At 67.5% G+C, this 21,657-nt stretch carries 17 protein-coding genes; 5 read left to right on the forward strand and 12 right to left on the reverse strand.

Annotated features, from left to right (window positions below; translation table 11 throughout):
- Positions 1-67 precede the first annotated feature (67 nt).
- Positions 68-4,090 (reverse strand): DUF3683 domain-containing protein, encoded by a 4,023-nt coding sequence (locus ACTRWB_RS27080; RefSeq protein ID WP_446903621.1) that lies wholly within the window; start codon positions 4,088-4,090, stop codon positions 68-70.
- A 578-nt stretch (positions 4,091-4,668) separates the two neighbouring features.
- Here ACTRWB_RS27080 and ilvA point away from each other — a divergent pair.
- Both ilvA and queF read left to right on the forward strand, forming a co-directional pair.
- The gene (ilvA, locus tag ACTRWB_RS27085) at positions 4,669-6,192 is read left to right on the forward strand and encodes a threonine ammonia-lyase, biosynthetic (protein WP_129512950.1); all 1,524 of its coding nucleotides are present in this window, start codon (positions 4,669-4,671) and stop codon (positions 6,190-6,192) included.
- A gap of 12 nt (positions 6,193-6,204) precedes the next feature.
- On the forward strand, positions 6,205-7,035 hold the full coding sequence (gene queF / locus ACTRWB_RS27090) for an NADPH-dependent 7-cyano-7-deazaguanine reductase QueF (protein ID WP_446903622.1): 831 nt from the start codon (positions 6,205-6,207) through the stop codon (positions 7,033-7,035).
- A gap of 127 nt (positions 7,036-7,162) precedes the next feature.
- On the opposite strand, the gene ACTRWB_RS27095 is transcribed toward queF, so the two are convergent.
- From ACTRWB_RS27095 to ACTRWB_RS27110, 4 genes are all read right to left on the reverse strand, one after another.
- A complete protein-coding gene (locus tag ACTRWB_RS27095; RefSeq protein WP_446903623.1) occupies positions 7,163-7,582 on the reverse strand; it encodes a bleomycin resistance protein in 420 nt (139 codons plus the stop codon).
- Between the two features lie 175 nt (positions 7,583-7,757).
- Positions 7,758-8,144, reverse strand: coding sequence for a RidA family protein (locus tag ACTRWB_RS27100; RefSeq protein ID WP_011353171.1), 387 nt, complete (start codon positions 8,142-8,144; stop codon positions 7,758-7,760).
- A gap of 125 nt (positions 8,145-8,269) precedes the next feature.
- Positions 8,270-9,751 (reverse strand): N-acyl-D-amino-acid deacylase family protein, encoded by a 1,482-nt coding sequence (locus ACTRWB_RS27105; protein WP_446903624.1) that lies wholly within the window; start codon positions 9,749-9,751, stop codon positions 8,270-8,272.
- 2 nt (positions 9,752-9,753) lie between these two features.
- Positions 9,754-10,683 (reverse strand): MurR/RpiR family transcriptional regulator, encoded by a 930-nt coding sequence (locus ACTRWB_RS27110; RefSeq protein WP_446903625.1) that lies wholly within the window; start codon positions 10,681-10,683, stop codon positions 9,754-9,756.
- A 118-nt stretch (positions 10,684-10,801) separates the two neighbouring features.
- Here ACTRWB_RS27110 and ACTRWB_RS27115 point away from each other — a divergent pair, with 118 nt between their 5' ends.
- Positions 10,802-12,082 carry an amino acid deaminase gene (locus ACTRWB_RS27115; RefSeq protein WP_193099066.1) on the forward strand — a complete coding sequence of 427 codons (1,281 nt, stop codon included), beginning with the start codon at positions 10,802-10,804 and terminating at the stop codon, positions 12,080-12,082.
- Positions 12,083-12,273: 191 nt separating this feature from the next.
- Positions 12,274-12,855, forward strand: a complete 582-nt coding sequence (locus ACTRWB_RS27120) for a DJ-1/PfpI family protein (protein WP_048242758.1) — start codon at positions 12,274-12,276, stop codon at positions 12,853-12,855.
- Between the two features lie 111 nt (positions 12,856-12,966).
- On the opposite strand, the gene ACTRWB_RS27125 is transcribed toward ACTRWB_RS27120, so the two are convergent.
- Complete coding sequence (locus ACTRWB_RS27125; RefSeq protein WP_129512955.1) at positions 12,967-13,413, reverse strand: MarR family winged helix-turn-helix transcriptional regulator; 447 nt, start codon at positions 13,411-13,413, stop codon at positions 12,967-12,969.
- A gap of 51 nt (positions 13,414-13,464) precedes the next feature.
- On the reverse strand, positions 13,465-15,060 hold the full coding sequence (locus ACTRWB_RS27130) for an MDR family MFS transporter (protein WP_446903626.1): 1,596 nt from the start codon (positions 15,058-15,060) through the stop codon (positions 13,465-13,467).
- 422 nt (positions 15,061-15,482) lie between these two features.
- Here ACTRWB_RS27130 and ACTRWB_RS27135 point away from each other — a divergent pair, with 422 nt between their 5' ends.
- Positions 15,483-16,325, forward strand: coding sequence for an EcsC family protein (locus tag ACTRWB_RS27135; RefSeq protein ID WP_175847507.1), 843 nt, complete (start codon positions 15,483-15,485; stop codon positions 16,323-16,325).
- Here the strand turns inward: ACTRWB_RS27135 and ACTRWB_RS27140 are convergent.
- The 5 genes from ACTRWB_RS27140 to ACTRWB_RS27160 form a co-directional block, all read right to left on the reverse strand.
- A complete protein-coding gene (locus ACTRWB_RS27140) occupies positions 16,295-17,257 on the reverse strand; it encodes an alpha/beta hydrolase (protein WP_446903627.1) in 963 nt (320 codons plus the stop codon). The two genes, ACTRWB_RS27135 and ACTRWB_RS27140, sit on opposite strands and share 31 nt — an antisense overlap.
- 89 nt (positions 17,258-17,346) lie before the next feature.
- Positions 17,347-17,781 carry a CHRD domain-containing protein gene (locus ACTRWB_RS27145; protein WP_412023029.1) on the reverse strand — a complete coding sequence of 145 codons (435 nt, stop codon included), beginning with the start codon at positions 17,779-17,781 and terminating at the stop codon, positions 17,347-17,349.
- Between the two features lie 354 nt (positions 17,782-18,135).
- Positions 18,136-18,909 (reverse strand): class II aldolase/adducin family protein, encoded by a 774-nt coding sequence (locus ACTRWB_RS27150; protein WP_048242764.1) that lies wholly within the window; start codon positions 18,907-18,909, stop codon positions 18,136-18,138.
- Positions 18,910-19,056: 147 nt separating this feature from the next.
- Positions 19,057-20,682 carry a phospholipase D family protein gene (locus tag ACTRWB_RS27155; protein ID WP_446903628.1) on the reverse strand — a complete coding sequence of 542 codons (1,626 nt, stop codon included), beginning with the start codon at positions 20,680-20,682 and terminating at the stop codon, positions 19,057-19,059.
- Positions 20,683-20,926: 244 nt separating this feature from the next.
- Positions 20,927-21,640 (reverse strand): FadR/GntR family transcriptional regulator, encoded by a 714-nt coding sequence (locus tag ACTRWB_RS27160; protein WP_129512963.1) that lies wholly within the window; start codon positions 21,638-21,640, stop codon positions 20,927-20,929.
- Between the last annotated feature and the right edge of the window lie 17 nt (positions 21,641-21,657).

Consider the following 21,657-nt stretch of genomic DNA (forward strand, 5'->3'; position numbering starts at 1 on the left):
GGGCGCCGGCGCTACCGCGCCGGCGCCCGCTCATCCCTAGCCCGGTCGGGCGGTCGTCATGCCCGCATTAGACCAGCACGCGCTCGATCCCGCCATGGTTCGCACGTGCGACATAGTCGGCCATCCAGTTCTCGCCGAGCACCTGGCGCGCGATCTCGACCACGATGTAGTCGGCCTCGATGTTCGCATCCTCGTTGTAGCGCGACAGGCCCTGCAGGCACGACGGGCAGCTCGTCAGGATCTTCACGTCCGGGCCGTTCGCGGCCGGCGCCGGTGCGCTCGCGCCGTCGGCCACGACCGGGATGCTGCGCAGCTTCGCGGCACCCTTGCGGATCTCTTCTTCCTTGCGGAAGCGGACCTGCGTCGACACGTCCGGGCGCGTGACCGCGAGCGTGCCCGATTCGCCGCAGCAACGGTCGTTCTTCTCGATCTTGTAGCCGTCCTTCTCCGTGCCCATCAGCTCGTTGACGAGCTTGACCGGGTCCATCGTCTTGATCGGCGTGTGGCACGGGTCGTGATACATGTAGCGCGTGCCCGTCACGCCATCAAGCTTCATCCCCTTCTCGAGCAGGAACTCGTGGATGTCGATGATCCGGCAGCCCGGGAATATCTTGTCGAATTCATACCCGGCAAGCTGGTCGTAGCAGGTGCCGCACGACACGACCACCGTCTTGATGTCGAGGTAGTTCAGCGTGTTCGCGACCCGGTGGAACAGCACGCGGTTGTCGGTGACGATCTTCTCGGCCTTGTCGTACTGGCCCGCGCCGCGCTGCGGATAACCGCAGCACAGGTAGCCCGGCGGCAGCACCGTCTGCACGCCGGCTTCCCACAGCATCGCCTGCGTCGCCAGACCGACCTGCGAGAACAGGCGCTCGGAGCCGCAGCCCGGGAAGTAAAACACCGCCTCCGAATCGACGGTCGTCGACTTCGGGTTGCGGATGATCGGCACGATCTTGTTGTCCTCGATGTCGAGCAGCGCGCGCGCCGTCTTCTTCGGCAGGTTGCCCGGCATCTTCTTGTTGACGAAGTGGATCACCTGCTCGACGACGGGCGGCTTGCCGGTCGTCGCGGGCGGGTGCTGCGTCTGCTTCGTCACGACCTTCTTCAGCATGTCGTTCGCGAAGCGCTGCACCTTGTAGCCGACGCCCATCATCACGCCGCGCGCGGCGTTGATCGTCTGCGGATTGGTCGCGTTCAGGAAGAACATGCCCGCGGCCTGGCCCGGGTTGAACTTCTTCTTGCCCATCTTGCGCAACAGGTTGCGCATGTTCATCGTGACATCGCCGAAGTCGATCTTCACCGGGCACGGCGTCGCGCACTTGTGGCACACCGTGCAGTGGTCGGCCACGTCGTTGAACTCGTCCCAGTGCTTGATCGACACGCCGCGGCGCGTCTGCTCTTCATACAGGAACGCCTCGACCAGCAGCGACGTCGCGAGGATCTTGTTGCGCGGGCTGTACAGCAGGTTCGCGCGCGGCACGTGGGTCGCGCACACCGGCTTGCACTTGCCGCAGCGCAGGCAGTCCTTCACCGAATCGGCGATCGCGCCGATGTCGGACTGCTGCATGATCAGCGACTCGTAGCCCATCAGCCCGAAGCTCGGCGTGTACGCGTTGCGCAGATCGGCGCCGTCGAGCAGCTTGCCCTTGTTGAAACGGCCGTTCGGGTCGACGCGCTGCTTGTACGCGCGGAATTCGGCGATCTCGTCGTCGGTCAGGAACTCGAGCTTCGTGATGCCGATCCCGTGCTCGCCGGAGATCACGCCATCGAGCGAGCGCGCCAGCTTCATGATGCGCGCGACTGCCGCGTGCGCGTCCTGCAGCATCTCGTAGTTGTCGGAGTTGACCGGCAGGTTGGTGTGAACGTTGCCGTCGCCCGCGTGCATGTGCAGCGCGACGAACACGCGGCCGCGCAGCACCTGCTTGTGGATCGCCTGCGCTTCGTCGAGGATCTGCTTGAACGCGCCGCCGTTGAAGATCGCGCGCAGCTCCGCACGGATCTCCTGCTTCCACGAGATGCGGACCGTGCGGTCCTGCGTGATGTGGAACACGGTCGCGCCCGGCTGCTCGTCCGCGCGATCCGCGAACTTCTCGGCCAGCGCCTCGTAGCCAAGCTGAACGAGGTAGTGCTGCGCCTCGCGCAGCGGCTGGTCGAGCCGGTCGCGCACGAATTCCCAGCGCGCACGCACGCGCTTGAACAACTCCAGCGCCTGCTGGACACGGTCTTCGAGCAGCTCGGCGCTCGGGATCTCGTTCGCGTCGTCGGTCTTGCCGAGCGGCAGGTTGCCGGCGCGGAAGAATGCTTCGAGCGCGTCGACGAGTTGCAGCTTGTTCTTCAGCGACAGCTCGATGTTGATCCGCTCGATGCCGTCGGTGTACTCGCCCATCCGGTTCAGCGGGATGACGACGTCCTCGTTGATCTTGAACGCGTTCGTGTGCTTCGCGATCGCGGCCGTGCGGCTGCGGTCGAGCCAGAAGCGCTTGCGCGCCTCCGCGCTGACCGCGACGAAGCCTTCGCCGCTCTTGCCGTTCGCCATCCGGATCACTTCGGACGTCGCTTGCGCCACTGCGTCGGCATCGTCGCCGACGATGTCGCCGATCAGCACCATCTTCGGGAAGGCATTGCGCTTGCTCTTGGTCGCATAGCCGACCGCGCGCAGGTAGCGCTCGTCGAGGTGCTCGAGGCCCGCGAGGATCGCGCCGCCCCGCTTCGACGTCTCGAACAGGTAGTCCTTGATTTCGACGATGCTCGGGATCGCCTCGCGCGCCTGGCCGAAGAATTCGAGGCAGACGGTGCGCGTGTGCGCGGGCATCTTGTGCAGCACCCAGCGCGCGGACGTGATGAGCCCGTCGCAGCCTTCCTTCTGCACGCCCGGCAGGCCGGCGAGGAACTTGTCGGTCACGTCCTTGCCGAGCCCTTCCTTGCGGAAACGGCGGCCTTCGATCTCGAGCATCTCGGTGCGCAGCAGCTTCTCGCCCGGCGCGTACGCGCCGTCGAACCACTTCAGCTCGAAGCGCGCGACCGCGATGTCGTGGATCTTGCCCTGGTTGTGCTCGTGACGCGTGACTTCGAGCCAGTTGCCGTCCGGGTCGACCATCCGCCACCAGGCCAGGTTGTCGAGCGCGGTGCCCCACAGCACGGCCTTCTTGCCGCCCGCATTCATCGCGACGTTGCCGCCGATGCACGATGCGTCGAGCGACGTCGGATCGACCGCGAACACGTAGCCGGCCGCCTCGGCCGCCTCGGTCACGCGGCGCGTGACGACGCCCGCGCCGGAGAAGATCGTCGCCACCTTGTGCGCGACGCCCGGCAGCTCGGTCAGCTCGACCGCGCCGAGCTGTTCGAGCTTCTCGGTGTTGATCACCGCGGAGAACGGCGTGAGCGGCACCGCGCCGCCCGTGTAGCCGGTGCCACCGCCGCGCGGGATCACGGTCAGGCCGAGCTCGAAGCAGGCCTTGATCAGTCCGGCGATCTCGGCTTCGGAATCGGGCGTCAGCACGACGAACGGGTATTCGACGCGCCAGTCGGTCGCGTCGGTCACGTGCGACACGCGCGACAGCCCGTCGAAGCGGATGTTGTCCTTTTGCGTGCAGCGGCCGAGCGCCTTGGTCGCGCGGCGGCGCAGGTCGGCCATCTTCTCGAATTCGTCGGCGAACTCGCTCACCGCACGCCGCGCGGCGGCTTCGAGCATCTCGACGCGCAACGCGCGCTCGCGGCCCGCGTCGTCACGGTGCGCGGTGAGATCCGCGCTGCGGCGCTTGCCGATCTCGGTCAGGCGGTGGTTCAGCGCCTCGATCAGCAGCGCGCGGCGCTTCGGGTTGTCGAGCAGGTCGTCCTGCAGGTACGGGTTGCGACGCACGACCCAGATGTCGCCGAGCACTTCATACAGCATCCGTGCCGAGCGGCCCGTACGGCGCTCGGCGCGCAGCTCGTCGAGCACCGACCACGCCTCCTCGCCGAGCAGGCGGATCACGATCTCGCGATCCGAGAAGGACGTGTAGTTGTAGGGAATCTCGCGCAATCGGGGCGCGGGGTCGGCGGCGACGGCGGCGGCCGCGCCATTCGGATCGAAAACTTGTGGTGCGTTCATGTTCGGACGACTCGGAGGGCCGATACCCCGTGCACGGGCGTCGGCAAGCGCGTGGGCGCAATCTTGGGGAAATCTGTTCTGTTACCAGGCGCGCGGCTGTCCTTCATGGGGCCGGAGCGGGCGTTGACTCGCCCCTCCTGGCCGGCGACAGGGCCTGGCGGCACTCGGAACCATCAGCACGATCGCGCGCGGCGCTCATGCCGTTCCGCCGCGGGGCTGGCTGCGCGCGGCGACGGCTTCAACTGGGCGATCCGAGGGTGCCTCTGCATCTTCCGATCCTTGATTCAAAACGGAATTCTAACCCATGATCGGGCCATACGTGACACGCCGGACAGGCCGTGGGGCTATCGCCGCAAGCCGCGCCACGCCTGGTTCGGCACGGTTTCGGGCGTTCATTCGCCGCCCGTCCGGTCGGTAACCGCGCAGTTAACCCGGTAAAAAAGGGACGCTCCGCGTCGCGAACGCGCCACCCGAACGGCCCCGCGACCGCTCTCCCGGCATGCCGCTTGCGTGCAGGCGGACCCTTGGCGCTATCATTGACGTTTTCCCGTCTGCTTCCGCACTGCACGCGAGCACCCATGGCATCCCACGATTACCTGAAGAAAATCCTCACCGCGCGCGTCTACGACGTCGCGATCGAGACGGAACTCGAACCCGCCCGCAACCTGTCGGCCCGGCTGCGCAATGCCGTCTACCTGAAGCGCGAGGACAACCAGCCGGTGTTCTCGTTCAAGCTGCGCGGCGCGTACAACAAGATGGCGCACATTCCGGCGGACGCGCTCGCGCGCGGCGTGATTACGGCATCGGCCGGCAATCACGCGCAGGGTGTCGCGTTCTCGGCGGCCCGGATGGGCATCAAGGCCGTGATCGTCGTGCCGGTCACGACGCCGCAGGTGAAGGTCGATGCGGTGCGCGCGCACGGCGGCCCGAGCGTCGAGGTGATCCAGGTCGGCGAATCGTACAGCGATGCGTACGCGCACGCGGTCAAGGTGCAGCAGGAGCGCGACCTGACGTTCGTCCACCCGTTCGACGATCCGTACGTGATCGCGGGCCAGGGCACCGTCGCGATGGAAATCCTGCGCCAGCACCAGGGCCCGATCCACGCGATCTTCGTGCCGATCGGCGGCGGCGGGCTCGCCGCGGGCATCGTCGCGTACGTCAAGGCCGTGCGCCCGGAGATCAAGGTGTTCGGCGTGCAGACCGAGGATTCGTGCGCGATGGCGCAGTCGATCGATGCCGGCAAGCGCGTCGAGCTGACCGAAGTCGGCCTGTTCGCGGACGGCACCGCGGTGAAGCTCGTCGGCGAGGAAACCTTCCGCCTGTGCAGCGAACACCTCGATGGCGTGCTGACGGTCAACACCGACGCGCTGTGCGCGGCGATCAAGGACGTGTTCCAGGACACGCGCAGCGTGCTCGAACCGTCCGGCGCGCTCGCGGTCGCGGGCGCGAAGCTGTATGCGGAACGCGAAGGCATCGAAAACCAGACGCTCGTTGCGATCACGTCCGGCGCGAACATGAACTTCGACCGGATGCGCTTCGTCGCGGAGCGTGCCGAGGTGGGCGAGGCGCGCGAAGCCGTGTTCGCGGTCACGATCCCCGAGGAGCGCGGCAGCTTCAAGCGCTTCTGCTCGCTCGTCGGCGATCGTAACGTCACCGAGTTCAACTACCGGATCGCCGATGCGCAATCCGCGCACATCTTCGTCGGCGTGCAGATCCGCCGCCGCGGCGAATCGGCGGAGATCGCCGCGAACTTCGAGTCGCACGGCTTCAAGTCCGTCGACCTGACGCACGACGAGCTGTCGAAGGAACATATCCGCTACATGGTCGGCGGCCGCTCGCCGCTCGCGCTCGACGAGCGCCTGTTCCGCTTCGAATTCCCGGAGCGTCCGGGCGCGCTGATGAAGTTCCTGTCGTCGATGGCGCCGGACTGGAACATCAGCCTGTTCCACTACCGCAACCAGGGCGCGGACTACAGTTCGATCCTCGTCGGGCTGCAGGTGCCGCAGGCCGATCGCGCCGAATTCGAACGCTTCCTCGCGGCGCTCGGCTATCCGTATGTCGAAGAGAGCGCCAACCCGGCTTACCGCCTCTTCCTGTCGTAAAGGCGACACGCAATGAATCCCGAACATTCCCCGCTCGGCAAGGCCACCGTCTACGCAGCCCAGTACGACGCGTCGCTCCTGTTCCCGATTCCGCGCGCCGGTGCGCGCGAGCAGATCGGCATCACGTCGGCGCTGCCGTTCTTCGGCACCGACATCTGGAACGCGTACGAGCTGTCGTGGCTCAACGCGCGCGGCAAGCCGCAGGTCGCGGTCGCGACCTTCTACGTGCCGGCCGAATCGCCGAACATCGTCGAATCGAAGTCGTTCAAGCTGTATCTCGGCTCGTTCGCGCAGTCGACGTTCGACTCGGTCGAGGCGGTGCGCGACACGCTGAAGCGCGACGTTTCGGCCGCGTGCGGCGCGAGCGTATCCGTGCAGCTCGTGTCGCCGCACGACTTCGGCAAGCTGCAGATGGACGAACTCGACGGGCTGTCGCTCGACCGGCTCGATCTCGATACCGACGTGTACGAACCCGATCCGTCGCTGCTGTCGGCGGCCGACGCCGAGGATGAAGCGCCGGTCGAGGAGACGCTCGTGTCCGACCTGCTGCGCTCGAACTGCCCGGTCACGGGCCAGCCCGACTGGGGCAGCGTGCAGATCCACTACGTCGGGCCGCAGATCGATCACGCGGGCCTGCTCCGTTACATCATCTCGTTTCGCAACCACACGGGCTTTCACGAGCAATGCGTCGAGCGGATCTTCCTCGACATCCTGCATGCGTGCAAACCGGTCAAGCTCGCGGTGTATGCGCGTTATACGCGCCGCGGCGGGCTCGACATCAACCCGTTCCGCACGAACTACAACCAGCCGATGCCGGACAACGCGCGGACGGCGCGGCAGTGACGGCGGCGGGTGGTCGCCGCAGGTCGCAATTGGCGACGCGCGGCAGCCACTCCAGACAAAACGGCCCGACCGGATTCAACCGGCCGGGCCGTTTTTCATTGCGCGGGGGAGCGCAGACGGTCCGCGGTCACCCGCTCACCGGCCGCTCCGGCAGGATCTCCACCAGGCGCAACAGGTAACCGTCGGGATCCTGCACCAGCATTTCGATCTGGCCATGCTCGATCTCATCCTGCCGATACCAGGACGTGCGCGGCTCGACGAACAGCGTCACGCCCGCGGCGCGGATCCTGTCGAGGATGGGGTCGAGCGCATCGACCTCGATCTGGAGATTGATCCCGCGCCCGAACGGCGGCTCCAGCGGGCCGGTCAGCCAGCCCTCCGGGCTGTACTGCTCGAGCATCAGCTGAGCCCGCCCGATTTCAAGATAGGCGAACCCGTCTTCCGGACGCTCGAAGCGAATCCGGAATCCCAGCACGTCACGATAGAAGCGAACGCTTCCGGCAAGGTCCGAGCAGATCAACTCCGGCACCAGCGCAGCCCATTCCATGCATTTCCCCTCAGTACGATCATGCGGCACATTACATGAACGGGCGGGTGGCGTTGCGGCGGTTGCCGCCGCGGCAGCGCCGCCCACCCGTCGACCGGTGCCCGGCACATGACAAAACGGGCCCGGCGCACGTGAATGCGCCGGGCCCGTTGCGTAGCGGCTCGTCGTTGCGGCGTTACTTCGCCGGCGCCTTGTACGCGATGCAGTCGACCTCGACCTTGCAGTCGATCACCATGCTCGACTGCACGCATGCGCGTGCCGGCGGATGCTCGCCGAAGTACGAGATGAACACCTTGTTGAACGACGCGAAATCGCGCGCGTCGTCGAGCCACACGCCGCAGCGCACGACGTGCTCGAGGCCGTAACCGGCTTCCTTCAGGATCGCGATCACGTTCTCGATCGTCTGCTTCGACTGCGTGACGATCCCGCCTTCGACGACCTCGCCGTTCACCATCGGCGTCTGGCCCGACACGTACAGCCAGCCGTCGGCCTCGACCGCACGCGCGAACGGCATCACCTGGCCGCCCGTACCCTTCGCTTCGCCTACGCCATATCGCTTCATCGTTTCACTCCTTGTTTTGTCGACCCGCGCCGCGCTTCAGCGCTGACCCGGATCCCATGCAACGCTCGGTTGCGGATGCGCGCGCCGGCAGCGGCACGCGCGGAAGATCGAACCCGATGCCTCGCTCAGAACGCGGCGTCGGCGCTCGCCGGCACGCGCTCGCCGCGCGCGACGAAGCCGCCGGCGCGCTCGCCGGTCGGCTGGCCGTTCTCGTAGGTCAGCACGCCGTTCACCCACACGGCGTCGATCCCGTGCGCGGGCTGCTGCGGCTTCTCGAACGTCGCGGCGTCGATCACGCGCGCCGGATCGAACAGCACGAGATCCGCGTGGTAACCGACATGCACCTCGCCGCGCCGCGCGATCCCGTAACGGCGCGCGGACAGCGACGTCATCTTGCGGATCGCTTCCTCGAGCGGCAGCAGGTTCGTGTCGCGCACGTAATGGCCGAGCACACGCGGGAACGCGCCCCACAGCCGCGGGTGCGGCAGCGGATCGTTCGGCAGGCCGTCCGAACCGACCATCGTCGCGGGGTGAGACAGGATCCGGCGCACGTCGTCCTCGGACATGTTGTGGTACACGGCGCCCGCCGGGCGGATGCGCTGCGCGGCTTCCTGCTCGGATACGCCCCAGTCGGCCGCAATCGCCTTCAGCAGCTTGCCCGCGACTTCCGGATGCGGCTCCGACCACGTGATCGTGATGTCGATGTCGCCCGTCACCTGCTTCAGGTCGAGCGTCGACGAACTGCGGCTGTACGGATAGCAGTCGCAGCCGACCGGCTGGTAACGGCGCGCGCCTTCGAGCGACGCGAGCACTTCGGTGCTGCGCCCCCAGTTCGACGGGCCCGCGCATTTCAGGTGCGAGATCACGACCGGCACCCGCGCATGGCGGCCGACGCGATACGCTTCGTCCATCGCGTCGAGGATCGCGTCGAACTCGGTGCGCATGTGCGTGGTGTACAGCGCGCCCGCGTTCGCGAGCGGCTCGGCGAGCGCCATCACTTCCTCGGCCGGCGCCGCGAACGCGGAGCCGTACGCGAGACCCGACGACAACCCGAGTGCGCCGTTCGCGAGCGCCTCCTCGAGCTGCGCGCGCATCCCGGCGATTTCGCCGTCGGTCGCCGCGCGGTCGAGGCGGTCCATCTGGTTGTTGCGCAGCGCCGTGTGGCCGACGAGCGCCGCGACGTTCACAGCCGGACGCGCGTCGTTCACGGCCGCGACGTAGTCGGCGAAGGTCGGGTACCGGAACGCGCCGCGCTCGCCGAGCAGGTTCATCGGGTCGGGCGGATCGCCCGCGAGCGTCACCGGCGACGCGCTGATCCCGCAGTTGCCGACGATCACGGTCGTCACGCCCTGCGAGATCTTCGGCAGCATCTGCGGCGCGCGGATCACGTGCGTGTCGTCGTGCGTGTGCACGTCGACGAAGCCCGGCGCGAGCGCGCGGCCGTCCGCATCGACGACGGTCTCGGCGAGCCAGTTCGACAGGTTGCCGATCGCCGCGATCACGCCGTTGCGGATCGCGACGTCGCGCGTGACGGGCGGCGCACCGGTACCGTCGTAAAGCTGCGCGCCGACGATCAGCGTATCGGCCGCTTCGGGATGCGAATGCATGTTCAGTCTCCTACCGGTTGACGGTCTCCGCCGCCGCGATGCGCATCGAGCGCATGCTTGATGCGGCGCAACGATTCTCGGCCCGCATCGCCGAGCCGCAACGCGACTCCGGTGACGAGCACGTCGATCGCCATCATCATCGCGTAACGCGATGTCGACGGCTTGTAAATGAAATCGGTTTCGAACGCGACGACCGGAATCAGGTGGTCGGCCAGCTTCGCAAGCGGGGAAGCCGGCGCCGTGATCACGATCAGCTTCGCGCCATAACGCTGCGCGAGCCGGCAGCTTTCGAGCAGCTCGGGTACGCGCCCACTGACCGACAGCGCGACGACGACGGCGTCGCGCGACAGCGTCGCGGACACCATCCGCTGCAGCAGGCTGTCCTGATAGGTCGCGACCGGCCGGCCGAAGCGCACGAGCCGGAAGCGCAGCTCGTCGGCGAGCGCGGTCGAGCCGCCGCCCTGCCCGTACACGTAGATCATCTTCGCGCCGGCGAGCAGCTCGGCCGCCGCGTCGAACGACGTGTTGCGCAGCAACTGGTGGTTGTGTGCGAGCGCCAGGCGGATCTCGTCGTAGACGACCGATGCGGGGTTCGTGTCGTCGGCCGGTGCATCGTCGGACGGCACGAGAAAGCGCTGCCCGACGGCCGCCGCCTGCGCGACGAGCACCTTCAATTCGCGCACGTCGCGACAGCCGACAGCCTTCGCGAAACGCGTGACGGTCGCGACGCTGACTTCCGCGTCGCGTGCGAGCGCGCCGATGCTCGCATGCGCGGCGCGCGCGAGATCGGCAAGGATGAACGCGGCGACCTTGCGCTCGGCTTCACGCAGCTCGGGCGCGCATTCGGCGATCCGCGCGACGATGTCGAGGACCGGCGGAGCCGGATGAGGCTCGACCGCGTGCGAAGCGGACGGAGTAGCGGGCGTATTCATCTGCGGAAAGGATGGGGAGCTTGATGTTACTAAATAACATCACCGCGCAAATCCTACTTTCTGTACCATCTGCATGTCAACTTCAGTGCAATGCATAGTGATGATGGAGCAGATTGACATGAAAGTTACAAACTATCAGGAAGCGACGATCGATCCGTTCGGCAAGGGTCTCGGCAATCTGCCGAGCGCGAGCGTGCCGCTGGGCGACGCGGGCCGCCTCGAGTGGAACCTGCTCGCGGAAGACGTCAGCCTGCCGGCTGCCGTGCTCTACGAGGATCGCATCGAACACAACCTGAACTGGATGCAGGCATTCGTCCAGCAGTATGGCGTCAAGTTTGCGCCGCACGGCAAGACGACGATGGCGCCGCAACTGTTCCGCCGCCAGCTCGACGCAGGCGCATGGGGCATCACGCTCGCGACCGCGCACCAGACGCAGGCCGCGTATCACGGCGGCGTGCGGCGCGTGCTGCTCGCGAACCAGCTCGTCGGCCGCCAGAACATGACGATCATCGCCGGGCTGCTGTCCGATCCCGACTTCGAATTCTTCTGCCTCGTCGATTCCGCCGAGAGCGTGGACCAGCTCGGCCGCTTCTTCGGCGAGTTGAAGAAGCCGCTGAACGTGTTGCTCGAGCTCGGCGTGCCGGGCGGCCGCGCGGGCGTGCGCGATGCCGCGCAGCGCGAAGCCGTGCTCGCCGCGCTCGCGCGTTATCCGGACACGCTGAAGCTGGCCGGCATCGAACTGTACGAAGGCGTGCTGAAAGAGGAAGGCGAGATCCGCGCATTCCTGCAGGAGGCGGTCGCGCTCACACGCGAGCTGGCCGACGCGGGCCGCTTCGCGCGCACGCCGGCAATCCTGTCCGGCGCCGGTTCGGCGTGGTACGACGTGGTCGCGGAAGAATTCGCGAAGGCGTCCAACGCGGGCTTCGCGGAAGTCGTGCTGCGTCCGGGCTGCTACCTGACGCACGACGTCGGCGTCTACAAGAAGGCGCAGACCGACGTGTTCGCACGCAACCCGATCGCGCGCACGATGGGCGAAGGGCTGCTGCCCGCGCTGCAGCTGTGGGCGTACGTGCAGTCGGTGCCGGAAGCCGACCGCGCGATCGTCGCGCTCGGCAAGCGCGACGCGGCGTTCGACGCGGGCCTGCCCGAGCCGGCGCGCCACTTCCGCCCGGGCCGCGACAGCGCGCCGCGCGACGTCGCCGCCACCGAAGGCTGGGCCGTCACCGGGATGATGGATCAGCACGCGTACCTGCAGATCCCGCCGGGCGCGGACGTGAAGGTCGGCGACATGGTCGCGTTCGACATCTCGCACCCGTGCCTGACGTTCGACAAGTGGCGCCAGGTGCTCGTGCTCGATCCGCAGTTCCGCGTGACGGAAGTCGTCGAAACCTTCTTCTGACGTGCATTGCGCGCACCGCCCCGCCGCTCGCGCGGGGCGGCCGTCACGCGCGCTTCAATCTGCCGGAGTACACTGCGCTTTCGTCCTCGGGGCGGGCTGTTGCGTGCTGCGCAACGGCGTCTCGGGGCCGTTGCGCCCGTCTGCCGCGCACGGCGCGAACGGGCCCTCACGCCGCTTCACTGGAGAAAGCCATGGCCGCGAAGAAGATCCTGTTCCTGACCGGCGATTTCGCCGAAGACTACGAAACGATGGTGCCGTTCCAGGCGCTGCAGGCCGTCGGTCACCACGTCGATGCAGTCTGCCCCGGCAAGCGCGCGGGCGACAAGATCAAGACCGCGATCCACGATTTCGAAGGCGACCAGACCTACACCGAGAAACCCGGCCACCAGTTCACGCTGAACGCCGCGTTCGACGACGTCGACGCGTCGCGCTACGACGCGCTCGCGATCGCGGGCGGCCGCGCCCCCGAATACCTGCGACTCGACCCGAAGGTGATCGCGCTCGTGCGCGCGTTCGCCGAGGCCGGCAAGCCGATCGCCGCGATCTGCCACGCGGCGCAACTGCTCGCGGCCGCCGACGTGATCCGCGGCAAGCGCATCTCGGCCTACCCGGCCTGCGCGCCCGAGGTGAAGCTTGCGGGCGGCGAATACGCGGACATCCCGGTCGATGCGGCCGTGACCGATGCACCGTTCGTCACCGCGCCCGCGTGGCCCGCGCATCCGGCATGGCTCGCGCAGTTCCTCGCGCTGCTGGGAACGCGCATCGAGCTGTAATCCTGAAGTGAATCGAGATGAGATGAAACGCGGGCCGGTGGCGGGATAACGTGCCCGCCTGCCGGTGGCGATCGGTCGCGGCGCGGCTGACGCGCCTGCCCGCGCCGCGCGTCAGCGCGCGGCCGGCGTCGAACCGACGTCCGCGATTCGCGATTCGAGCATCGCCAGCGCGCCCGACAGCGCATTCAGCACGTCGTCCGGCAACTGCGCCATCGTCTGCTCGAGAAACGCCTTGCGGCGCGGCAGGCAGGCGTCGAACGCGGCGCGGCCGTCGTCCGTCAGCGTGACATTGGTCACTCGGTTGTCGCGCGCGTCGGATTCACGCTCGATCCAGCCGAGTGCATCGAGCGACTTCAACTGGCGCGTGAGTGCACCCGGATCGATGCGCAGCACTTCGACGAGCCGCTTCTGCGACGAATGCCCGCCCATCGTGTGCAACGCGACCATGATGCGCCAGCGCGGCATCGGCTGCCCGACGTGCGTTTCGAACGCGGTCATGAACGCGCGATACGTGCGTCCGAATTGCTGCAAGATCGCGACGCGGTCCTGTTCTTCCATGCGCTGATTTCGTTTCCGGTAAATCGGTGAATCGTTGAATCGGTCAATCCGTCAGTCGGCCGCGACATGCGGCTCGATCTTGCGCCGCAGCGCGATCGGCGGCACGCGGCGGCACTGCCACACCGACACCACGGCGATGACGGCCGCCATCGCGACGCCCAGGTGAATCGCGCTGACCAGCGATTCGCGGGCCGCTTCCAGCAGCAGCGCGCCATTATGCCCGGCACGCGTCAGCTCGGCGACGAGACTGCCCTGCGCGGTGCGATCGATCAGGATCTGCGGATCGGCGAGCTGCGCATGCCACTGCATCGCATGGTCGGTCGACAGCGCATTGCGCACGCCGCCCGAATACATCTGGTTGACGAGCGTGCCCGTCAGCGCGGTGCCGACCATCCCGCCGACCATCCGCAGCGATTGCAGCAGCGCCGTCGCGATGCCGAGGTGCTCGCGGCCGGCCGTCTGCTGCGCGAACACGGTGAGGTTCGGCAACACGAAGCCGAGCCCGATGCCGCCCGCGACCATCAGCGCCATCAGCATCCAGGTCGGCGTCGTGTGCGTCGACACGACGATGCCCGCGCACGTGATCGCGAACAGCACGAAGCCGACGTGCAGCATCGCGTTCGGATTGCGGATGCGCGTGACGACGCGGCCGTTCATGATGCTGCCGATCGTGATGAACACGACGAGCGGCGTGATCACGAGCCCCGCCTCTTTCGGCGACATCCCGAAACCGCCCTGGAACAGCAGCGGCGCGTAGAACAGCAGCGAGAACATCGAGAAGCCGGCGAGGATCGCGAGCACGAAGAGCGCCGACAGCGCGCGGTTGCCGAACATGTCGAACGGCAGAATCGGCTGCGCGGCGCGCTTTTCCCAGTGCCACAGGCCGACGCCGGCCGCGACCGCGACGACGAGCAGCAGCGACGCCCAGCTCGCGACGCCATACTTCGGCAGCCATTCGACGAACAGTTGCAGCGAGCCGAGCGACAGTGCGATCAGCAGCGCGCCCGGCCAGTCGAGCCGCATCTTGCGATCGTGCTCGACGTGGCGCAGGTGCGGCAGGTAGCGCCACACGAACAGCAGCGACAGCAGGCCGACCGGCAGGTTCACGTAGAACACCGAGCGCCAGCCGAACGACTGGGTCAGCACGCCGCCGAGCGACGGGCCGACCGCGTTCGCGATGCCGAACGCGGTGCTCATCAGCACCTGCCAGCGCAGCCGTACGACGGAATCGGGGAACAGGTCGGGAATGCACGCGAACGCGGTGCCGACCAGCATCCCGCCGCCAATCCCCTGCAGCCCGCGCGCGAGCACGAGATACAGCATGTCGTTGGCCATGCCGCACAGCACGGACGCGCCGGTGAACACGATGATCGACACGATCACGAACGGCTTGCGGCCGTAATAGTCGCCGAGCCGGCCGAAGATCGGCACCGTGATCACGGAGCTGAGCAGGTACGAGGTCGCGACCCACGCGTACAGGTCGAAGCCCCGGAGTTCGGCGACGATGGTCGGCAGCGCGGTGCCGACGACGGTCTGGTCGAGCGCGACGAGCATGGTGACGAACGAGATCCCGATCATCGCCAGCAGCGATTCGCGGAATGGCAAGACTTGCCCGCTCGAATGGTGGGCGGCAGTGTGGACGGCCATTTTTTGTTGATGCAACTTTTGACGAGTCAATCAATCTTAAAATTCTAGCATGGCGGAGTAATCTAGGCTGGCGATGGTTTAGGGCCTGTTCCCGCTAATAACGGGCTTGCGAACGAGCCTTGCCGGCTGTCCCCCAAGGGGACTTCCTTCGGGGCGCGTGCAAGAAGCAAGGAGCGCCGTTTGGCCGAGCCAAACAAGCGACGCGCGACGCCGCAATACGGCCGGCAAGGCTCGTTCCCCTGTTTGGGAAATATCATTCGTGGGGCTGGCCCCCAGAAGGGCCGATCGCCGCGTCATGCTCCTCGCGAATACGTCGAGTATTCGCTTCGTCGCAATCCTTGCGCTCGGCCCTTCTGGGGGCCAGCGCAAGCCCGTTATTAGCGGGAACAGGCCCTAATCACCCCCGGCCGCCAAGGAGAATGATGGAACCGATTTCAATCACCCCCGCGACAACGCTGTCGCAGGAAGATCGGGACGCGCTGTGGCGCGCGAAGCAGGTGCTCGAAAGCCCGTCGTTGACGATGAAGCTGACGGGCATGCTCGGCGCGCCGGTCGAGAAAATGATCGCCCGGCTGCCGGATTTCGCGACCGGCAAGATCAACGACGCGACGCAGCTCGCGCTGCGCAAGTGCCTGAACATCGCGCTGCGCACGCTCGGCAAGCCGCCGGCGCCGGACGCCGAGCCCGACAAGCCGAGCAACCTGCTGCACAAGCTCGCGGTCGCGACGACCGGCGCGGCGGGTGGCGCGTTCGGCTTTCTCGCGCTGCCGGTCGAGCTGCCGGTGACGACCACGCTGATCTTCCGCTCGGTGTGCGACATCGCGCGCAGCGAAGGCGAGGACCTGACGTCGGTCGATACGCAGCTGCAATGCCTGGCCGTGCTCGGCATGGGCGGCAACCCGGACAAGCAGGAAGAGGACGCCGATCTCGGCTATTTCGTGCTGCGCGGCGCGCTCGCGCAGGCCATCTCGAAGGCATCGTCGGACATCACGACGAAAGGCATCGCCGCGCACAGCTCGGCGGCCGTGTTCAAGCTCGTGCAGACGGTGGCATCGCGTTTCTCGGTGCAGGTGACCGAGCAGATGGCCGCGAAGTCGATTCCGGCGATCGGCGCCGTGCTCGGCGCGACCGTCAACACGCTGTTCATCGACCACTTCCAGCAGATGGCGCACGGCCACTTCACCGTGCGCCGGCTCGAGCGCAAGTACGGTTCGGTGGCCGTCAAGGCCGCCTATCAGGCGATCGACGCCTCGCCGACGCGCTGAACCGCGCGTTCGACCGCGACGCGGCGCAGGAACGCGGCCGCGCGGTCGAGCGCGTCGCGCGCTTCCGGCACCATCGGCGCGTATAGCTGCCACACGTGCGGCATGTCCGGCCACACCTCGATCTCCACCGCCACGCCGGCCGCCTTCGCCTTCTCGGCGACGCGGCGCGAATCGTCGAGCAGCACCTCGGTGCTGCCGACCTGAATGTAGAGCGGTGGCAGGCCCGCGAAATCCGCATAGAGCGGCGACGCGTACGGATGCGTCGCCGGCGCATCGCCGAGGTAGAGCTTCGCGGCCTTCGGCAGCGCCGCGCCGGCGAACATCGGATCGGCGCCGTCGTTGGTGCGCAGCGTGTCGCCGGTGGCCGCCAGGTCGGTCCACGGCGAGAACAGGATCGCGCCAGCCGGCAGCGGCTCGCCGCGATCACGCAGTGCGACGAGCGTCGCGAGCGCAAGGCCGCCGCCCGCCGAATCGCCGCCAAGCACGATCGACTCGGGCGGCGTGCCGAGCGCGATCAGTTGCCGGTACGCGGCCAGCGCATCGTCGAGCGCGGCCGGAAAGCGGTTTTCGGGCGCAAGCCGGTAGTCGAGCGAGAACGAGCGCACGCCCGCGCGCTTCGTCAGGCCGAACACGAGCGGCCGATGGGTCTTCGTTGAACAGAAGTAATAACCGCCGCCGTGGAAATACAGCAGCGTGCGGCCGGGGCCGCGACCCGCGACGGCGTCGGTGCGTTCGAGCCATTCGCCGCGCAGCGGCGCGTCGCCCGCGCCATGGCATTGACGCAGCCGGTAGCCCGACGGCGCGCGGCGCGGCACAAACATCCGCAGGTCGGTAAAGCGCCGTGCGCGGGCGGGATCGAGCACCTCGCGCGTGGTCTCGGGACGGAACTGCCAGCGCAGCAGCCAGCAGGCGAACTTGCTTTGCCAACTCATCGGACCCACTCCGTCATCGCAGTGTGACGATGGTACGTGCGAACGTTCCCGCACCGCTCGACAGGTGCCTCTATATCAAACGCCGGCGCTCAGTTCGCCGGCATCACCTGGCCACGGATCTCGCCGGACGGGTGCTCCTTCGTATGGACGTTGAAGTACCACTTGCCGCCCATCAGGTCGGTGACCTGCGCATCGGTGAGCACCTTCGAACCCTTGATCGGACTCGCCAGCTCGTCCTTCGGAATCGGCACCTGCACGCCCGCATTCTGGCCGACCGGCGCGGGCCCATGGAAATGCGCGGCGGTGGCCGGACCCGTGAGGTGTTCGTAAGTCGCCGTCCACTGCAGCGTGTGCGTGGCCGTGTCGTAGGTGGCATCGACGGCGCCCGAACCCTTGGTCGCGGTTGGCGGCACTTCGCTCGACGGCTGGAGATTGGCGGACAGGCGCACCGTTTCGGCGGCGGCGCTGCCGGCGGCCAGCACGCCCGCGAGTAACGCGACCTGGAGCAAACGCAGCTTGAGCATGGACTCTCCTTGTACGACGTTGTACGCCGCCCGAGCGGGGGCGCCAGACATGATGGTAGTCGATCGCCGATGCGCCGGCAGTCCGCCGAACGGCCATGCTGCGAATCGCCGCACCACCCTTGATGGCGCCGCACGCGGCCGGCTATCTCGCGCGGTGGACGCCGCACGTCGCGTCAGTCTGCGTCAACCTGGAACGGACCTTTGCAGCCTGACGGCTGAATCCGCGTGCGGCCTTTCGCTACACTTCGTTTCACAGTTGCTTGTTTCCTTCGTCCGAAGGAGTCTGCGAGTATTCACGCGGCCACCCGGCCGCGTTTTTTTTGCGTGCGCCGCCAGTGAACGCAGCGCTTCGCGTCACGCGCGATAACCGGGATCGATGCGATCGACGATGCGCTGCAGCGCGTCGAACGCATCCTGCCCCGCGCCATGCTTCGGGTCGAAATTCAGCGAATCGCGCACGCACGCCTCGAGCACGGGCGGCGCGATCGGCAGCGCATCGCCGATCGCATGCGTCGCGACCTGCACCTCGCACGCGCGATTGAGCAGCCACATCAGCGAGAACGTCTGCGCGAGCGTCGCGCCGATCGTCACGGGCCCGTGATTGCGCAGCAGCAGCACGGGCCGCCCGCCGGCGCTCTCGACGATGCGCCGCCCCTCTTCGAGATGCACGGTGATGCCCTCGAAGTCGTGATACGCGATCTTCCCGTACAACTGCGCCGAATAGAAATTGGAGAACGACAGCCCGTCGCGCGAACAGCACACGGCCATCGTGGGCGTCGTGTGCACGTGCATCACGCAGTGCGCATCAGGCAGCGCCGCATGGATCGCGCTGTGGAACGTGAAGCCGGCCGGATTGATCGGCCAGTCGGAATGACCGATCACGTTGCCGTCGATATCGATCTTCACGAGGTTCGACGCGCACACCTCGCGGTAGTGGAGCCCGAACGGGTTGATCAGGAAATGTCCGTCCTCGCCCGGCACGCGCAGCGAGATATGGTTGTAGATCAGCTCGGTCCAGCCGAGATGATCGAAGATGCGATACGCAGCCGCGAGTTGCACGCGCGCCTGCCATTCGGCTTCGGAGAAACGGGCGGGACGCGTGAACGGCTGGTTCGGTACACGTTGCATGGAGGAACTCCGGTTGCGGGTGTGCGCGGCACGCGTGGCGCGGGCCGTCGGGTGGCATCATCACACCGTCATTATGGTTGCGCACACAACCATATCACCTTTCCCGGCGCACCGTTAACGCGGGTTTAGCCGGAGCGCTTCCGTCCCTTAAAGCTGATCGTCGACCGGCAGCAGCATGAAGATGCCGGTCATCAGGTTGCGCAGCAGCCCCGCGCCCGGATCCACGTGATAGGTGGTCGGCCGGCCGTTGTCCGTACCGGTCCATTCGAGTGCGGGCGCGCCGCCGCCCGCCGGCGTCGCGAGGCTCACGCGATAGCTTTCGTCCGGCTGCGTCACGCGCGTGAAGATCGTCGCGACCTGCTGCGCGAGCGCCGGGCTGTGGATCACGAGCGCCAGTTCGGTATTCAGGTGCGCGGAACGCGGATCGAGGTTCATCGAGCCGATCACGAGAATCTTCCGGTCGATCACGTACGCCTTCGCGTGCAGACTCGCACGCGAACCCGACCCGAACAGGCGCGGGCGCTGCCGGCCGGGCTGCGCCTTGAACTCGTACAACTCGACGCCGTGCTGCAGCAGCGGCACGCGGTACGGCCCGTAGCCGGCCTGCACGGCGACCGCGTCGGTCGCGGCGAGCGAATTCGTCAGGATCGCGACGCGCACGCCGCGCGCGGTCGTGTCGCCGAGGATCTTCACGCCCGCGTCGTGCGGCACGAAATACGGCGAGAACGCGAGGAATTCCTGCTGCGCGCCGCGCGTCAGCTCGACGAGGCGCTGCATCGGCGGGCTCACGTACGCGTCGGTTGGCTGCGCGACCTTGTCGGGTGCGTCGGCCTGAAACTCGGCCGGCGCCCACACGAGCGCGAGCTCGTCGCGCGCGATCTGCTGCGCGAGCGGCGTCGCGTTCAGGGGCTTCGCGTTGTACGGATCGGCGTTCTTGCGCCAGTGGTCGCGCAACTCGTCGCGCATCGCGTCGAGATCCTTCGGATCGAACGACTGGTGATTCAGCACGCTCAGCGGATAGCTGCTCGCGCTCGCCCAATAGGTGTCGAAGCTTGCCGAGATGTCATTCGTCACGGGGCCCGCGGCGAGCACGTCGAGATCGCGGAACTGCAGCGTCGGGCTCGCGCTGAAGTATTCATCGCCGAGATTGCGCCCGCCGACGATCGCGATCTGGTTGTCCGCGATCATCGCCTTGTTGTGCATCCGGCGCGTGAAGCTGTCGATGCGCGTGAAGAAGTTGGTCGTGCGCTCCGCCATGCGCTGCTGCGATGCGCCGAACGGGTTGAACACGCGGATCTCGATGTTCGGGTGCGTGTTCAGCGCGGCCATGATGCGATCGATGTCGCGGAAGTTCAGGTCGTCGACCAGCATCCGCACGCGCACGCCGCGATCGGCCGCGTAGAGCGCCGCGGCGAGCAGCAGCTTGCCGGTCGTGTCCTCGGTCGCGATGTAGTACTGCATGTCGAGCGTCTTCGTCGCCGCGCGGGCAAGCGCGATGCGCATCTGCAGCGCCGCGGCGCCGTCGGGCAGCAGCCGGAAGCCAGACTGGCCCGGATGCGCGGCCTCGGGCGCGGCCAGCGCGTCGCGCAACGGCGTCGCCGTATCGGGCGGCAATGCATGGGAAACCGGGCGATCGAGCGTGGTGGCGGGCGGATGCGTCGCGCACGCGGCGATAAGCGACAGCAACACGCAGACGGCCAGCGCACGGGCCGGGCCGCATACGGCGCGCCACGACGGCGCGGCCGGCGCGCGCCGGATGAAAGACGTGAGCACGGAAACTTCCTCGACTGGCGGAACAAAAGTCCGCATTCGCCGCGGCGCGCGGCTGGCGGGCGGTTCCGGCCGATTCTAGTGGGCGCCCGATGAACCGGTCAATCGCGCGGCAAGCGTAGGTGGCGCACCGCGGAGGCGGCGGCCGGCGCGGGCCACCGGCGAACGGCCGCCGTCCGGAAGCCGGCGATGCATCCGTCGCCCCCGCCCGCCGCACCGGCCATGCGCCGAAGCGGTCCGACCAATTTCACCGCGCGTCGTCGCTGCGCTCGAAATGGCTGCGCACGTAATCGATGTGCGTCTGCATCGCGGTGCGCGCCTCCTCGGGCCGGTGCGCGCAGATCGCGTCGCACACCGCGCGGTGCTGCAGCAGCAACTGGTCCGCCTGCTCGTTCTGCACGCTCATGCCGACCACGTTGATCGAAATGTGCTCGCGCAGCATCCCGATCACGCTCGTATGGAGGTGCAGGAACATCGTGTTGCGCGACGCGAGCGCGATCGCCTCGTGCAGCTTCGCGTCGGTCGCGGCCTCGACGGTCCGGTCGTCGTTCGCATGCGCGGTTTCGAGTTCGCGCAGCAGCGCGCGGATTCGGCGGCGGTCGTTCGCGTCGGCCCGCAGCGCGGCGAAATACGCGGTCGCGCCTTCCAGCACGCGGCGGAATTCGAGGATGTCGTCGCGCAGCGCCGGATGGTCGGCAACCAACTGGCCCCACGGCGACGCGATGCCCGCGCGCAACTGGTCCGTCACGTACACGCCCGCGCCGCGCCGGCTCTGCAGCAACCCGCGCGCGACGAGCCGCTGGGTCGCCTCGCGCACCGTATTGCGCGCGACACCGTACTGCTGCGCGAGCACGCGCTCGGCCGGCAGGCGTGCACCGGCCGGCCAGGTGCCGTCGAGCAGCGCCGTCTCGATCTTGCGCATCACCACTTCGGTCCGGCCCCGTGCCGTCATCGCTGCCATCGTCGCGTCCCCCTCCC

It is taken from the genome of Burkholderia sp. YIM B11467 (assembly GCF_052952715.1).

Excerpts from the sequence above, each read along its gene's own strand:
- ACTRWB_RS27125 (WP_129512955.1), bottom strand. The coding sequence starts at position 13,413 with ATGGAAGAACAGGACCGCGTCGCGATCTTGCAGCAATTCGGACGCACG.
- ACTRWB_RS27100 (WP_011353171.1), bottom strand. The coding sequence starts at position 8,144 with ATGAAGCGATATGGCGTAGGCGAAGCGAAGGGTACGGGCGGCCAGGTG.
- ACTRWB_RS27130 (WP_446903626.1), bottom strand. The coding sequence starts at position 15,060 with ATGGCCGTCCACACTGCCGCCCACCATTCGAGCGGGCAAGTCTTGCCA.
- ACTRWB_RS27115 (WP_193099066.1), top strand. The coding sequence starts at position 10,802 with ATGAAAGTTACAAACTATCAGGAAGCGACGATCGATCCGTTCGGCAAG.
- ACTRWB_RS27120 (WP_048242758.1), top strand. The coding sequence starts at position 12,274 with ATGGCCGCGAAGAAGATCCTGTTCCTGACCGGCGATTTCGCCGAAGAC.
- ACTRWB_RS27160 (WP_129512963.1), bottom strand. The coding sequence starts at position 21,640 with ATGGCAGCGATGACGGCACGGGGCCGGACCGAAGTGGTGATGCGCAAG.
- ACTRWB_RS27105 (WP_446903624.1), bottom strand. The coding sequence starts at position 9,751 with ATGCATTCGCATCCCGAAGCGGCCGATACGCTGATCGTCGGCGCGCAG.
- ACTRWB_RS27095 (WP_446903623.1), bottom strand. The coding sequence starts at position 7,582 with ATGGAATGGGCTGCGCTGGTGCCGGAGTTGATCTGCTCGGACCTTGCC.
- ACTRWB_RS27080 (WP_446903621.1), bottom strand. The coding sequence starts at position 4,090 with ATGAACGCACCACAAGTTTTCGATCCGAATGGCGCGGCCGCCGCCGTC.
- ACTRWB_RS27145 (WP_412023029.1), bottom strand. The coding sequence starts at position 17,781 with ATGCTCAAGCTGCGTTTGCTCCAGGTCGCGTTACTCGCGGGCGTGCTG.
- ACTRWB_RS27140 (WP_446903627.1), bottom strand. The coding sequence starts at position 17,257 with ATGAGTTGGCAAAGCAAGTTCGCCTGCTGGCTGCTGCGCTGGCAGTTC.
- ACTRWB_RS27135 (WP_175847507.1), top strand. The coding sequence starts at position 15,483 with ATGGAACCGATTTCAATCACCCCCGCGACAACGCTGTCGCAGGAAGAT.
- ACTRWB_RS27110 (WP_446903625.1), bottom strand. The coding sequence starts at position 10,683 with ATGAATACGCCCGCTACTCCGTCCGCTTCGCACGCGGTCGAGCCTCAT.
- ilvA (WP_129512950.1), top strand. The coding sequence starts at position 4,669 with ATGGCATCCCACGATTACCTGAAGAAAATCCTCACCGCGCGCGTCTAC.
- queF (WP_446903622.1), top strand. The coding sequence starts at position 6,205 with ATGAATCCCGAACATTCCCCGCTCGGCAAGGCCACCGTCTACGCAGCC.
- ACTRWB_RS27150 (WP_048242764.1), bottom strand. The coding sequence starts at position 18,909 with ATGCAACGTGTACCGAACCAGCCGTTCACGCGTCCCGCCCGTTTCTCC.